General features: G+C 40.8%; 10 protein-coding genes. 8 read left to right on the top strand and 2 right to left on the bottom strand.

Annotated elements, in window-relative coordinates:
- On the bottom strand, positions 1–216 hold a 216-nt coding region (locus DWZ67_RS20290), incomplete at its 3' end, for a carboxypeptidase-like regulatory domain-containing protein (RefSeq protein WP_133304108.1).
- 453 nt (positions 217–669) lie between these two features.
- Between DWZ67_RS20290 and DWZ67_RS15255 the strand changes: the two genes are divergently transcribed.
- From DWZ67_RS15255 to DWZ67_RS15220, 8 genes are all read left to right on the top strand, one after another.
- Positions 670–1,860, top strand: a complete 1,191-nt coding sequence (locus tag DWZ67_RS15255) for a site-specific integrase (RefSeq protein WP_008665770.1) — start codon at positions 670–672, stop codon at positions 1,858–1,860.
- An 859-nt stretch (positions 1,861–2,719) separates the two neighbouring features.
- Positions 2,720–5,707, top strand: a complete 2,988-nt coding sequence (locus DWZ67_RS15250; protein WP_254704531.1) for a SusC/RagA family TonB-linked outer membrane protein — start codon at positions 2,720–2,722, stop codon at positions 5,705–5,707.
- Positions 5,708–5,735: 28 nt separating this feature from the next.
- Positions 5,736–7,376: a RagB/SusD family nutrient uptake outer membrane protein gene (locus DWZ67_RS15245; protein WP_044468828.1), complete on the top strand. Its 1,641-nt coding sequence runs from the start codon at positions 5,736–5,738 to the stop codon at positions 7,374–7,376.
- Between the two features lie 409 nt (positions 7,377–7,785).
- Positions 7,786–8,370 carry a zeta toxin family protein gene (locus tag DWZ67_RS15240; protein ID WP_034523328.1) on the top strand — a complete coding sequence of 195 codons (585 nt, stop codon included), beginning with the start codon at positions 7,786–7,788 and terminating at the stop codon, positions 8,368–8,370.
- Complete coding sequence (locus tag DWZ67_RS15235; protein WP_005835040.1) at positions 8,357–8,548, top strand: hypothetical protein; 192 nt, start codon at positions 8,357–8,359, stop codon at positions 8,546–8,548. The genes DWZ67_RS15240 and DWZ67_RS15235 overlap by 14 nt, the downstream gene beginning before the upstream one ends.
- An 803-nt stretch (positions 8,549–9,351) precedes the next feature.
- Complete coding sequence (locus DWZ67_RS15230) at positions 9,352–12,318, top strand: SusC/RagA family TonB-linked outer membrane protein (RefSeq protein WP_081027245.1); 2,967 nt, start codon at positions 9,352–9,354, stop codon at positions 12,316–12,318.
- Positions 12,319–12,349: 31 nt separating this feature from the next.
- Complete coding sequence (locus DWZ67_RS15225; RefSeq protein WP_005824273.1) at positions 12,350–13,939, top strand: RagB/SusD family nutrient uptake outer membrane protein; 1,590 nt, start codon at positions 12,350–12,352, stop codon at positions 13,937–13,939.
- A gap of 30 nt (positions 13,940–13,969) precedes the next feature.
- Positions 13,970–14,923, top strand: a complete 954-nt coding sequence (locus DWZ67_RS15220) for a hypothetical protein (protein ID WP_005824271.1) — start codon at positions 13,970–13,972, stop codon at positions 14,921–14,923.
- 95 nt (positions 14,924–15,018) lie between these two features.
- Here the strand turns inward: DWZ67_RS15220 and DWZ67_RS15215 are convergent.
- A partial coding sequence (locus DWZ67_RS15215) for a DUF4143 domain-containing protein (RefSeq protein WP_133302948.1) occupies positions 15,019–15,558 on the bottom strand: 540 nt, incomplete at its 5' end.

The following is a 15,558-nucleotide window of genomic DNA, read 5'->3' as shown; positions in this document are numbered from 1 at the left end:
AGTTTTCGCGGAACTTGGTACGTTTGGTAATGTAAAATCACCATCTACACCGGTAATAGCACCAATTTGTGTACCTTTTACCAATACAGAGGCTCCAATAACTGGCTGCCCGTCTTCTTCAGAAATTACAACACCTGTAACCTTCTGGGTTTGGGCAGTTACTAGGCCTATTCCGACAAAAAGACAGGCCAATAACAGCATTAATTTTCTTTTCATAAATTCTCTCTTAAAGTTTAACTTTACATTAATTGTTTCTTTACTCTAACAAAGTGCAAATATATTAATAAAACTGAAACGAACAACTATTTTATTGAAAAAACCTTGTAAATCTATCAATTTGTTAATTAAACATGTCACTTTATGCTTAATAACAGATTTTTCACACTTAAAAAACCTAAACTGGCTTATGTTTACTATCACTATGATTCTCTCTTTTAGGATGATTTTTCCAAGAAATACACATATTTTAAAACAAAATGGTTAATAAATAAGCCGCTAAAACAGAGAACGGACCTGATTTTGAAACAAATTGAGAGTTCCCGGAGGCTAAATACCGATTAATAGCTAAACACAAAAAGACACTTTTTAGAGATATTAATTCTTATTCTAATCCCATCGAGCACAGAATATCGTCTTATTTGTTATTGGTATTAATTAAAATCAAGTAAAATGAGTAAGATTATTTACAATCTAGTGTACAACAGAAAAAGAAGCCTGAATAAAAAAGGAATGGCATTGGTACAAGTAGAAGCCTATTTGGACAGAAAGAAAAAGTATTTTTCAACCAAAGTTTATTTAAAGCCAGAACAGTGGGACAATAAAAAGCTTATTGTGAAGAATCATCCTAATGCAGATGCGCTGAATAGATTGATATATGAGTTCATGGCTATGATAGAAAAAAAAGAGTTGGAATTGTGGCAGCAAGGAAGGCGTATTTCATTAGAGTTACTAAAGGATGTTTTGAGCACAAGCGAAAACAAAACCGCTTTTATTCCTTTTTTTAGGCAAGAGATAGCAAACTCTACTCTAAAAGAAAGCACAAAACGAAATCATCTCTCCACTCTTTCATTATTACAACAGTTCAAAAAGGATGTAACCTTTTCTGATTTAACATTCGAATTCATATCCTCCTTTGAATATTTCTTGCAATCAAGAGGTTATCACACAAATACGATAGCCAAACATATGAAGCATCTGAAGCGACATATAAATGTCGCCATCAACAAGGATTATATGGAGATACAAAAATACGCTTTTCGAAAGTACAAGATTAAAACTATAGAAAACAAGCATACGCACTTATCTCCTGAAGAGTTGGAGAAGTTGGAGAAATTAAGCTTGGCTGGCAGATATACTAAATTGCAAAAGACTTTAGATGCATTCTTGTTTTGTTGCTATGCAGGAATGAGATATTCTGATTTTATCAGTTTATCACCCGATAACATCGTGGAGATTCGTCAAGAAACCTGGCTAATTTATAAATCCATAAAGACGAGTACAGAAGTCAGATTACCTCTTTATCTCTTATTCGAAGGAAAAGGGCTTGTTATTCTGGACAAATATCGGGATGACTTACAAAGCTTCTTTCATTTAAGGGATAACTCTAATGTGAACAAGGATTTAATTGTGATTTCCCGCCTAGCTGGTTTATCAAAAAAAATTTCATTTCACACTGCTCGCCATACTAATGCAACACTATTGATTTATAATGGAGTAAACATCACAACGGTGCAAAAATTATTGGGGCATAAAAGTGTTAAAACCACACAAGTGTATACAAATGTAATGGATATGACTATAGTGCATGATTTAGAAAAGAACCATGCACTCATGCCTTTGCCTAAAAAAACACGAACTTAGCATAGCCAATACTACACTTTCATATCGTTAGTCATATACTTCTCCTTTAAAGTCTGTTCATTCACTATTCAGTTTCAGTTTGCTCGCTGCAAACTTACTGCATACGTTTTGCAGTACCACTGCATATTGTTTGCAGTATCACTGCATATTGCTTGCAGCCGCGCTGCATATTAGTTTGCAGTACCACTGCAACAGCTTTGCAGTATCGCTGCAATAGGTTTGCAAAATTTTGCAGTAAGAAACTACTGAGAATCAATCAGGTATAGTGTAGTGCTAATAGAAGATTGACATTGGTGTGTTATCAATATTTAAGGCTGGTTGGAGGTGTGGAAGCAAATTTTGCTTCCACACTTTTGAGTTGCTTCCACAGCACTTGTAATACCGATGAATAAAGGAATACAAGGAGTGGGTGGAAGTGTGGAAGCAGAAATGATGAAAACTCTTATGAAGAAACAACAGTTGTCTTGATTATTTGGCTAATCACAAAGTTTTGAGTTTACTGTTTTTTGAAGCTATTGAAATATTCTTTTACATAGACTTTAGTACTTTCGCTAATAAAATGACAATGTAGAGTAAATGCTTCATCGAAAGCAGTTAGGATGATAGATGTTGACAAAAGATATTCTTCATATAAGAGAAATAATCATTTAAAATCTTTAAGCAACGTATTAACTTTATGATATACATATGATAACCAAGTCATTAATTCAACAAATAGTATCACAGCAGTAAGGTTTTATGCATTGTACCCCTATACACATACCTTGTGAGAAAGGAAATTTCGCTATAGTGATTTCTATTACATGGTATAATTGCTTGATTATTAATAAAATAAAAGAGTTGTAGTTCCGCGAAAACTTTGGTGATTTCGTATATTGGTATGCAGACGCAGGAAGTGGCGATTAAGCCGAGTGTAAAGGTGACAATGAGAAGCAATGCAGAAGCTTTGGATGAGGTTGTGGTAGTGGCATACGGTACTGCTAAAAAAGAATCGTTGACCGGTTCTATCTCGGTGGTTGACAATAAGAAAATAGAGAAGCGCATCACAACCAGCGTAACCGGTGCACTTGAAGGTGCCGCACCGGGTGTACAAGTGAACAATACATATGGTGAACCCGGTTCTGCCCCCAGCATCCGTATCCGTGGTTTTGGTACATTGGTTTCAGGTGCTTCAGATCCTCTGTATGTAGTGGACGGAGTCCCTTTCGATGGAAACATGGCCGAACTAAACTCTAATGATATTGAAAGCATGTCCATCTTGAAAGATGCTGCTTCGGCTGCATTATACGGTAACCGTGCTGCCAACGGTGTTGTCATCATTACAACCAAGAGCGGACGAAACACTCATAAACCGAGTATTACGCTGCAAATGAATCAAGGTATGTATAACAGAGGTATTCCCGAGTACGACCGTCTGGATGCAGACCGCTGGATGGAAGCTACCTGGATGGCCAAGAAGAATGCCATGATGAGCAATGCCGGCATGTCGGCAAGCGATGCTGCCGCATATGCCACGGGACACGTGGTTAGTGAATCTATCGGTCGTAATATCTACAATGCCGCTGGTGATAAGTTGTTTGACAATAACGGAAAACTGATTGCCACTCGCCTGGCTGGCTATGACGACTTGGACTGGCAGAATGCCATCGAACGCACGGGACACCGTCAGGAATACAATCTTTCCGCCGCCACTTCGGGAGAGAAATACAACGTGTATTCTTCCATAGGCTACTTGAATGAGAAAGGATATGTAAAAGCCACAGGTTACGAACGTTTCTCCGGGCGTATCAACACTACTTATACACCTAACAAGTGGTTCAAGGGTGGCGTGAACCTGACTGGCTCGTGGACCAAGCGTGACTATAACAGTAATGCCAGTGGCAACTATTACGCCAATCCGTTCTACATTACTCGTTATATGGCTCCGGTCTATCCGTTGTTTATGCACAATGCCGACGGTACATACCAACTGGATGCCGATGGTAACAAAATTTATGACACCACTTCATCTTATCTGAGTAACCGCAACATCGCTTACGAAATGTTGTATAATAAGCAGGAAAGTGTGCGCAACGTATTGGGCGGACAAGCTTTTGCCACCATCTCGTTGCCGTATGGACTTTCATTAACTGTAAAAGGTGACCTGAACAACAGCACTTCGAACAATAAGAAATATGACAATCCCGAAATTGGAGACGGTGCTACGAATGGCGGTCGTTTGACAAGTTATGCCTACCAATACAAGACTGTAACCTTGCAGGAAATTCTGAGCTGGAACTATCAATTTAATCAGGTACACAACGTGGAAGCTATGGTGGCTCACGAGAACTATAGTTGGGAGCGCAAGTACACTTCCGGAATGAACACCGGTATGGCTGTAGACGGAAACCTTACTATGGGCAATTTCCTTAACAACTCTTATTTTTCCGGAAGTGATGATGAGGACAAGACGGAGTCTTATCTGGCACGCGTAAAGTATAATTATGACAACCGTTATTTCGTAGAAGGTTCGTTCCGTCGTGACGGTTCCTCACGCTTCCACAAGGACAATCGCTGGGGTAACTTCTATTCTGTTGGTGCCAGCTGGAACATGAAACAAGAAGCTTTCTTGCAAGATGTAGATTGGGTGGATGCCTTGAAGTTGCGCGCGTCCTATGGTGAAGTCGGTAACAATATGGGCGTAAGCCTTTATGGTCACATGGCTCTTTATACCATTGACAAGAACGGTGGTGAAGCCGCTTTGGTAAAACAATCACTTTCAGCACCGGACATCAAGTGGGAAACTACACAGACGGTGGATGTTGCCGTAGAGGGGCGTCTGTTCAACCGTCTGAACTTCCAAATAGGCTATTTCGACAAACGTTCCAAAGACCTGCTGTTTGAGGTACGCCTACCGCTTTCTGCCGGTTCTTATCCTTGGGTTGCCGATACTGCCCCGATGAACCTGACGCAATACAAGAATATCGGTACCGTATCCAACCGTGGCTGGGAAATCTCTTTGAATGCCGATGTCATCAACAACAATGACTGGAAATGGAACATCGGCGCGGACGCTACTTTCCTGAAGAATAAAATCGTGAAACTGCCCGATGGAAAGGACATCTTGCATGGTATGCAAAACTACTCCGAAGGACACTCCATCTACGAATGGTACACTTACCACTTCGAAGGTGTGGACCAGATGACCGGTACTTCTCTCTATACACTGGATCCGGACAAGAAAGCCGCCGCCCAAGAAGCCGGTGCATTGACTACCATCAACGGTACGGACTATGCTACCGCGACTTCATACGCCAAACGTGACTGGGCCGGCAGTGCACTTCCTACGGTTTACGGTTCTATCAGCTCAGCTCTTTCTTGGAAAAACTGGGATTTGAACATGCTGTTTACTTATTCTTTAGGCGGTAAAACATACGATGGCAGTTATGCCAGCTTGATGGGTGTGTCTGAATCCGGTGCTGCCGGCAGCGCTTACCACAAGGACATCCTGACTTCTTGGAAAGAAGTTCCTGCGGGAATGACAGAAACTTCTGCCAATCGCATTGATCCGAACGGAACTCCGCGCGCCGACTTTTACAAATCGTCCGACCTGAATGCCACCAGCGACCGTTGGCTGACAAGCTCTTCTTACTTCGTATTCAAGAACCTGAACCTCTCCTACAGCTTGCCCAAGCGTTGGCTGAAAAGTGTAGGTATAGAAGGCCTTTCGCTGACTGCCGGTGTAGAGAACCTTTTTACATTGACTTCACGCAAAGGATTGAATCCGCAGTATTCCTTCAACGGAGGTTCGGACGATACGTATGTGACAGCCCGTGTTTATAACTTCGGACTGACTGTGAAATTCTAAAGGTATAACCATATAATTTGTATTAGAAATGAAAAAGATTATCAATAAATTGTTCGCAGGAAGCCTATTGGCAGGTATGATGCTGGTGTCTTCTTGCGCCGGTGACTATCTGGATACAGCACCTACAGACTCAACCGGAGCAACCGATGCCGTAGGTACCACGGCCAATGCCATGAAGGCATTGAACGGTATCGCCAAAATCATGACAACACAACACTCCTATTTTGGAGGTGGATTTGCTGGTGAGAACAACATAATGATTCAGTATGAAAGCTACCCGAGTGAAAATTACAATTACAACCTCTACGCATCCGGTTGGTCTCCTATCTTCAATCAAGAGTTCCACACACGTGCCAACTCCATTTACGATGCTTACGCATGGTATTACTATTATACCATAGCAGGTAATGCCAACACCATTCTTGCCAATATAGACAATGCCGAAGGTACGGAAGCGGAAAGGGATTTTGTCAAGGCATCTGCACTGACTTTTCGTGCATACGCTTTCGAAAAACTGGTACACTATTATTGCTGGCGCTGGCAAGATTCCAACAATGGTGCTTCGCAGGGGATAGTACTTCGTTTGGACGAATCTACCGGTGGACAAGGTTATGCCACATTAGCTGAAACATACGCACAGATTTATAAAGATTTGGATGAAGCCATCATGCTGTTTGAGCAAAGCGGTATGGACCGTAATGCCTCACAAGTATGGATGCCGAACATCAATGTGGCACATGCCATCTACGCCCGTGCCGCTCTTACCAAGCAAGATTATACCAAAGCATTGACAGAAGCCAAGCTGGCTCGTCAGAACTACCCACTTATGAGCAATGCGGAATATCATGCAGGGTTCTGTAATCCGACTAGTGAATGGATTTTCGGAAGTTTTGGTAGCTCACAAGAGAATAATTGGTATTGGAGTTATGGTACTCAATATGCATGTAACGGATATTATGCGAGCACTCAACAGACCGGTGCAGGCTCTATCGGTCGTGAACTGATTAATCGCATTCCCAACGACGATGCTCGTAAGGCACTGTTCCTAACCGAAGACAAATTCCCCGGCTATAACTTCAATGACGGTTCAGCCATGGATTTAGGCTACGGCATTCTTGGAATGGGAGATGATGAGAAAAAAGCAGATGCTCTTTGGGAAGAAGCAGCTGCCTATTGCCAGAAAATGGCGGTCAGTGGCCTGGAAGCTCCTTATCAGGCTGGTTATATGTATCTGGGGGGACAACTGAAGTTTTATGTATTCGACACTCCGGGCGTCAGCTACCTGCCTTTCATCCGTTCATCGGAAATGGTATTGGTAGAGGCAGAGGCTAATTATTTCTTGAATGACGAGACTGCTGCTCGTGCCGCACTGGTAGAACTGAATGCCACTTCCGGACGTAATCCTGAATACACTTGCGACAAGAGTGGCGAAGCTCTTTGGAATGAAATTATGGACTATCGCGAATTGGAACTCTGGGGTGAAGGTTTTGCATGGAGCGACTACAAGAGATGGAACCGCGACATAGTCCGTCACAGTTTTGCCGAAGGTGGTAATGCTCACATTTCCGTTGCAAAAACCATTCCTGCCTCCGGTGTCAACAAATGGACATGGGATGTACCTTTGAATGAAACTGATTACAACGATGAGTTGAATCTTGGAGGAAAATAATTCTACCGGAATTATTCTATAAATAAAGTGTTTTTTGAGAGAGGGGATGCTATAAAGCATTCCCTCTGTTATTAGAGGAGAACAATAAAAGCGTTTCCACACTATTCTCAGGATATTTGCCTGCCATTTGGTATTCATCAATGATCACTAGAGGGGAGGGCTATCTATATAGCGCAAGTGGGAAAGGCAAGTACTTTGCTCCACCTCAATTCGTAAAACGTACTTTGGTAAACAGATATTTCATCAAGAAGAAAATAAGGATAGATGATATGTGAGAAATGTGGAGTTCTCAAAAGAGTCCTGTACTTCTCATACCTGCGGAACAATCAACTTTTAAAAAACAATAACTATCAATTATCCATAATCTTATAAAAATGTCGTATGTTTGCAATTAGATAAATGCATGAATATGGATTCTAAAAAACAGCTCTACATCATTAGTGGTTGTAATGGTGCTGGTAAGACTACGGCATCTTACACTGTGCTACCGGATGTTCTGGAATGCAAGGAGTTTGTTAATGCGGATGAAATAGCTCGTGGATTATCTCCTTTCAATCCCGAAAGTATGGCTATTGAAGCCGGACGGTTGATGTTACAAAGGATTAATGAATTGCTGAGAAATCAACAAAACTTTTCTATAGAAACCACACTTGCCACAAGAACTTACACCCGCCTTGTCCATCGTGCGCAAGAGCAAGGATATAAAGTCAATTTAATATATTTCTGGTTGAGTTCGCCCGACTTGGCTATTCAGCGTGTAGCCCAACGTGTACGTAATGGTGGGCACGACATTCCCAAAGAGGTTGTGATTCGGCGTTATCAAGCAGGTATCAATAACTTTTTCAATATTTATATGCCCTGTGTGGACTATTGGCTATTGGCAGATAATAGCGAGACACCCCGTATTATTGTTGCTGAAGGCGGACGGGGGATGGAGATGCATATACATCATATTGAACGATTTAATAAAATACAAAGTTATGTCAGAGAATGAACGAAAAGAACTGAGCGAAAAGTTACATTTCGGTTTGGCATTAGCCGAACGCCGTATGCTTGAAGAAAAAGCATTGCGCAATGAATGCATTATACAAGGCTTGCCCAATGGAGAAATTAAAAGTGTACCTGCACGTATCATGCTGCGTAAACTTTATGGAGAAGAACTGAAACAATAGGAGTATCCTTTCTTCAATAAGCAGCAAACCTGGATTGCCCGCACGATATGAGAGCTAGAGTGGGTCACAAAAGCATATTCTGCATTTCCTGATTATGATAAAAATATCTCCACCCAAGCGACGTAATTTCATGTAGACTATATTTTCTCATAATAGGTATTCCTCATCAGAAAAATATAATCCCAAACAAGAAACCAAAAACATTGTTTACTACATAAATCTTTGGGGAATTAAAGAACTAAACCTTGACTGAACAATCGTTTTTCCATCCGAAAAGGGCAGGTTTACACTTTTGACATACTTCCAATAGTAGTTTTTCGCAGTTACAGAGTTCTTTACTTCAATTACTTTTGTATTTGGAATAAACAAACGGATATCTCCATTTAAAATAAGGACAATTGCATAGTGTTCTATGCATAAAATGGATAAATGGGTAAGATGGTATCTATGTAACCTTTATAATTTCAATAATATTTTATATAATGCTTTACGTTTTCATGGATGTAACAAACAATACAAGTAAATAATTGACAAAAAACAACTAAACGATAGATGTTGACATAAGCATTCATTCTTAAAAAAAAGAAATCCTAACGTTATGATTATAACATATTAGTACAGAATCAGACTATTATAAATCAGCACATTACTATTACAAATAGTATCATATAAGTAGATTGTCATGTATAGTGAACATGTATAGAGTATCTCCCAAAGGGGAACACTTCCTTTTGAAACTTTCTTGAATTATTGTACATCCTTTATTACCAACAAGATACACATATTGTAGTTCCGCGAAAACTTTGGTGATTTCGTACATTGGTATGCAGACTCAAGAGGTTGATATTAAGCCGAATATAAAAGTATTCATGCGTTCCGATTCTGAGATGCTTGATGAGGTAATGGTGGTAGCTTACGGTACAGCAAAGAAGTCTGCTTTTACAGGTTCAGCCTCTGTGATCAAGTCTGAGACATTGGAGAAACGTCAGGTCTCCAACTTATCGAATGCACTTTCCGGTACTGTATCTGGTGTGCAGACACAAAGTACAAATGGCCAGCCGGGTACGAGTGCGACAGTTCGTATTCGCGGTATCGGTTCTATGTATGCCAGCAACAATCCTCTGTATGTAGTGGATGGTATTCCTTATGAAGGAGATATCTCCGCTGTCAATTCACAAGATATTGAATCAATGACCGTATTGAAAGATGCCGCAGCTGCTGCCTTGTATGGTGCACGTGGTGCAAACGGTGTTATTTTGGTTACTACAAAGAAAGGTAAGAGCGGTGATACGCAGATTTCTTTAGACGCCCGTTGGGGAGTCAACTCCCGCTTAGTGAAAAACTATGATGTATTGCAGAATGCAAATACCTATATGGAGACTGCATATTCTGCTTTGTATAACGGATACCTATATAATAGCGGATATACAGCAGAACGGGCTTATCAATTGGCCAATGCAGACTTGTTTCCAAAGCTGGGCTACCAAGTTTATACCATACCTGATGGACAATATCTTATTGGCCGGAACGGCAAGTTGAACCCTTATGCAACTCTGGGATATAGTGACGGTGACTATTATTATACACCGGATAACTGGTCTGATGAGATGTTCCAAAGTAATTTGCGCCAAGAGTATAATCTTAGTGTTTCTGGTGGTTCGGACAAATTAAGCTACTATCTGTCTGCCAGTTATTTGAATGATGAAGGTATTATTGAAAATTCAGGTTTCGAACGTATCTCCACTCGTATGAACGTGGATTATCAGGCTAAAAAGTGGTTGAAGCTCGGAGTTAATCTTAGCTATTCAAATGTAACAAGCCGTTCACCGGGCGATCAGGATACCGATGCTGCTACTTCTTCCGGTAATGCGTTCTTTGTTGGTAACTTTATCGCACCAATCTATCCGATGTATGTACGGAATGCAGACGGCAGTTTCCAATATAATGCCAATACTGGCTATCATGTATATGACTATGGTGATGGTTCAAGTACAAACTTCACCCGTAATTTTATGAGCATGTCCAATCCTATGAGCGGTTTCCTTTATGATACTGAAAAATATCTGATGGATATTCTGAATGGGAAATGGTATGCAAAGATTGATATCATTGACGGTTTGTCATTGACAGCTTCTTTGGGCTTGCATATTGACAACACACGCCAGCATAGTGTGGGTAACAAGTATTATGGTCAGTCGGCTTCCTATGGCGGTTCTGTTATGCAATACTCCTCACGCGTTTATTCGCTTGACCAACAATATCTGTTGAATTACAAAAAGACATTCGGCAACCATAACTTGGATATTCTTGCCGGCTATGAAAGTATGGACTTCAACACGGAAAGTCACTATATTTTAGGATATAACATGTATAGTGACAAGAACTGGACTGCATCTAATGTTATCGACCGCAAGAATGGTTCTGGCAGTTACAATGAATATGCCACAATCGGTATCATTACACGTGCCAGCTACGATTTCAATGAAAAATATTATGGTAGTGTTTCTTATCGTCGTGATGCTTCTTCACGCTTCCATCCGGATAACCGTTGGGGTAACTTCTGGAGTGTGAGTGCAGCATGGGATATGGCAAAAGAAAACTTTATCAGTCAATACGATTGGATCAACATGCTGAAGCTGAAGGCTTCTTTCGGTCAGCAGGGTAATGACAACCTCTATTATAAGGGATATACAAACTACTATCCGTATCTGGATCAGTTCACGGTTAGCGGGTCTGACGGTGTATTCTCTGATGGTGTGCTCTACTACAAGGGGAGCAAAGATATCACTTGGGAAACATCCAATTCATTCAATGTAGGTGTGGATTTCGCTCTTTTGGGAGGACGTATTGACGGTACAATCGAATACTTCAACCGCCAGACTAAGGATATGTTGTATTATAAACCGGTAGCGATGTCTAACGGTTATACCCAACTTCCTATGAATATCGGTTCGGTACGCAACTCCGGTGTGGAAATTGAATTGAACTATACTCCTATTGAAACTAATGATTTAAAGTGGGTGATCAATTGGAATGGAACATTGATGAAAAATAAGATTCTTGAGCTGCATCCGGATTTGAAAGGAGAGATGATTGATGGTTCCTATATTTATCGTGAAGGTGAATCTTTGTACCAGATGTATTTGACAAAATATGCAGGGGTAGATCCTGATTCCGGCGAAGCTCTGTATTGGGCAAAGGACGAAAACGGTGTAGAGTATAAGGATAAAGATTGGTCTGCTGCCTACAATTCCAATAGACAAGCTTCCGGTGACCTGTTGCCTACTATCTATGGCGGTGTCGGTACAACATTGGAGTTCCGTGGCTTTGATTTCTCCATCCAGTGTGCTTATCAGTTGGGTGGTACGATTTATGATAGTGGCTATCAAGCTTTCATGCATGGCGGTGACTCCCACTACATGGGATATAACTGGCACAAGGATATCTTGAATGCATGGACACCAGAGAATAGAAATACCAATATTCCGCGTGTAGATGCCATTGATAAATACACCAACTCTTCATCAGACCGTTGGTTGACAAGTTCTGATTATTTCTCTATCAATAACATCACCCTGGGCTATACTTTACCTAAGAGATGGTTGAGAAGTCTGGGTATCGGAAGCTTGCGTATTTACGGTGCGGCTGACAATGTGGCTCTTTTCTCTGCCCGTAAAGGGCTTGATCCACGTATGAGCTACACAACAGCTTCTACAGATAGATATACGCCTATACGTACTATTTCCGGCGGTTTGAAAGTAACATTCTGATAATAGTTCAATAATAAAATACAGAAAAAATATGAAGAAATTATATAAGATAACACCGTATGTTATGCTCGGTTTGATGGTAGCTGGATGTACAGATCTGGATACAGAACCGCTGAGTTCGACTATTACATCTGACCAAAAGGAAGAAGTTGTTGAATCTGATCCTTCCAGATTGGAAGCCAGCGTAGCAGCTGTGGCTGCAAATTTCACCCAATATGCCAAAATCTACACAGAAGATGACAATGTGCATAGTGATATAGGTTATCCGACCATTATGCTGGCCACGGAATCAAGAGGTACGGACATGGTGGCAGATATTACTGGTTATAACTGGTATTCCAATTCAGCCGATTACAGTGACTGCTTGAATACAAGTACAGCTACCATTGAATTCTGGGGTACATTGTACAATCAGATTTTTACAGCCAATAACGTAATCGGTACTGTAGATAACGAAACTGAAGATCCTACGTTACAATATTATCTGGCGCAGGCATTAGCTGTCCGTGCTTTTGACTATTTTACGTTGATACAGTTGTATCAGTTCAATTACAAAGGACATGAGAGCGCTATGGGTATGCCTTTGATTACAGAGCAGAATGCAACAGAAGTTGCAGCCAATGGCTGCGCCCGTTCTACTGTGCAAGAAACTTATGATTTTATCTTGGCAGACCTGAATAAAGCTATTGAGCTGCTGACAGCCACTACAAAAGAACGTGATGACAAGCGCTATGTCAGCTTGGATGTCGCTTACGGTATCCGTGCCCGTGTCTATCTGGCAATGCACAACTATGCGGAAGCTTTAAAGGATGCGGAAGCCGCACTGGCCAAAACTACTGCCACTCCATACTCCCGTGCTGATGTAAGCAAGCCTTCATTCATTAATATCGAAGACAATTCATGGATGTGGGGTATCTTGATTACAGAACAGGACCGTGTAAGTACAACCGGTATTTGTAATTTCCCTTCACATATGGGCTCTTTGAATTATGGTTATGCTTCTGTAGGTGGATGGCGTAGAATCAGTCCGAAACTCTATAGTGAGATTCCTGCCAGTGATGTCCGCAAGGGATGGTTCCTGAACGGTGAAGGTGTATCTGCCAATTTGCCTGCTGCGGCCCAAACATACATTACTGGGAAAAAGGCACCTGCCTATACACAAGTAAAGTATGGGGTGCTGAATGACCAATGGGGAACTGACAACAATGCTACGGATATAATATTGATGCGTGTTGAGGAAATGTATCTTATCAAGGCTGAGGCACAAGCTATGAGTGGTAATGTTAGTGGCGGTGTATCTACCCTTAACTCGTTTGTTACTGCATATCGTGACCCGTCTTATCAGTGTACAGCCACTACACCGGAAGCTGTGCAGGAAGCTGTTTGGCAACAACGTCGTCTTGAATTCTGGGGAGAAGGTATGGCATATTTTGATATTATGCGTCTGAACAAGGGAGTCAACCGTTTAGGCTGCGGCTTCCCGACTACTGCCGTATTTAATATTACAGCAGGTGATCCGGTTCAGATTTACAGTATTCCTAATAAGGAAGTACAATATAACCCATTATTGGAGAACAATCCGCTGGTTTCGGCACCTACACCAATACCTGATGTAGAATAATGTATATGTTAACTATTAAAAATATGGAATATGAAATATATAAATAAGATACTTAGTCTGTTTGTCATCGCACTGATAGCTACCTCTTGCGATCCTGATGCAGAAAGTTATACTCCGGGTGAACTGGAAGACGGTAATCAAGGCATCTGCTTTGTGGGCAATTACACCCAAACAGTGGAAGTTGAGCCGGGAATAACCTCTTTTGATTTAACTTTGACACGCTCCTTGACAGATGCTGCCGGTACGGTTGATGTTACTGTGATAAATAATGAAGAGAATATATTTGTATGCCCTTCCACTGTATCATTTGCTGCTGGAGAGAAAACAGCCAAGTTGACAGTTGAAACACCGTCAGCTGCCGAGGGTATCACTTATAATCTACAACTGGCTTTGAGTGGTAATGATGTCAGCAACTATTCTTCCGGATACCATGAAATATCAGTAAATTTTGCTATCTTGAAGTGGGAATCTATCGGTACCGGATACTATTTGGACGGTACAGTTGCTAATTTCTTTGGCGTAGATCCGTCTGTTCCGATGGCTGTGGAAATTGAAAAAACTACAACTGCTACCAGTACACGTTTCCGTTTTGACAGTCCGTTTGCCAAAGTTGCGACTGCACAAGATGAGGTTGGCGGTTTCAACGGTTATCCCTTTAATGAAGAGGCTGATGTAGTTCCAGGTGAATATACTTTCGTAATTGATGTGACTAAAGAAGGTGCTTCTTTGAAACCGGTTCAATATGGTATGGATTGGGGATATGGTATGTTCAGCGGTGGTTCTGTATATGGCAACCTATCTACTAATATAAATTCTTATCCTTTGGGAGTTTATAATGAAAAGGCCGGTAGTATTACCTTCCCAGCCAATTCGTTGTACGTAAGTATGGCTGACTATCAAGACGGTGGTGCATATCCTTGTACCAACCCGTCTTATCTCTACTTGAGTGCGGAAGCATACCTTAACTCTTTGGAGACAGAGTAATTTGAAAATTAAAAAAATTACATAAGAAAAGCCGGTTCACACAAAGGGCCGGCTTTTTACTTTAAATATTGATTCGTAGAGATTGAATCGTTAATTTACAGTTTTTCTTTATCCTCTGCCAACAAAAAGTTTCGCAGTGAAATCTGTTTAATTCCTTTGTAATTTCCCCCGTTTTGCATTTCATCCATTGTTACCACATATTTAGGGTAATTGTCTGCTATTTCCAAAAGATTGCCAAATTCTCGCCTAACAGTTGCATCATCGGGAAGCATATACGCTACTTGAATATAGATTTTATGGTCGTCTTTGGAAGCAATGAAATCAATTTCTTTATTACCACTCTTTCCGACATATACTTCATATCCATATCTTAACAAATCAATGCATACTACATTTTCCATTAACTTGTTGATGTCTTTTCGAAAATCGAAATGCTGTATGGAATTATGTAATCCTAAATCTTCAAAATAATATTTCTCACCAATCTCAAAGATTTTCATCCCTTGGATTTCAGCTCGTTGAATTTTGTAAATAAAGAAACTATTGCACAGTGCCTTTAGATAGTTCAGAATTGTCTGCGTAGGAATGTTGACGTGTTGCGACTTTAAATATTTACTAATATTCTGGGCAGAAAA

This window comes from Bacteroides sp. AF34-31BH (assembly GCF_003602795.1).
GTDB lineage: Bacteria > Bacteroidota > Bacteroidia > Bacteroidales > Bacteroidaceae > Bacteroides > Bacteroides uniformis.
The sequence above is the reverse complement of the archived record's forward strand: the minus strand, read 5'-3'. Positions and strand labels throughout refer to the sequence as shown.

Coding starts and splice junctions, on each gene's coding strand:
- DWZ67_RS15255 (WP_008665770.1), top strand. CDS start 670: ATGAGTAAGATTATTTACAATCTAGTGTACAACAGAAAAAGAAGCCTG.
- DWZ67_RS15235 (WP_005835040.1), top strand. CDS start 8,357: ATGTCAGAGAATGAACGAAAAGAACTGAGCGAAAAGTTACATTTCGGT.
- DWZ67_RS15245 (WP_044468828.1), top strand. CDS start 5,736: ATGAAAAAGATTATCAATAAATTGTTCGCAGGAAGCCTATTGGCAGGT.
- DWZ67_RS15220 (WP_005824271.1), top strand. CDS start 13,970: ATGAAATATATAAATAAGATACTTAGTCTGTTTGTCATCGCACTGATA.
- DWZ67_RS15225 (WP_005824273.1), top strand. CDS start 12,350: ATGAAGAAATTATATAAGATAACACCGTATGTTATGCTCGGTTTGATG.
- DWZ67_RS15240 (WP_034523328.1), top strand. CDS start 7,786: ATGGATTCTAAAAAACAGCTCTACATCATTAGTGGTTGTAATGGTGCT.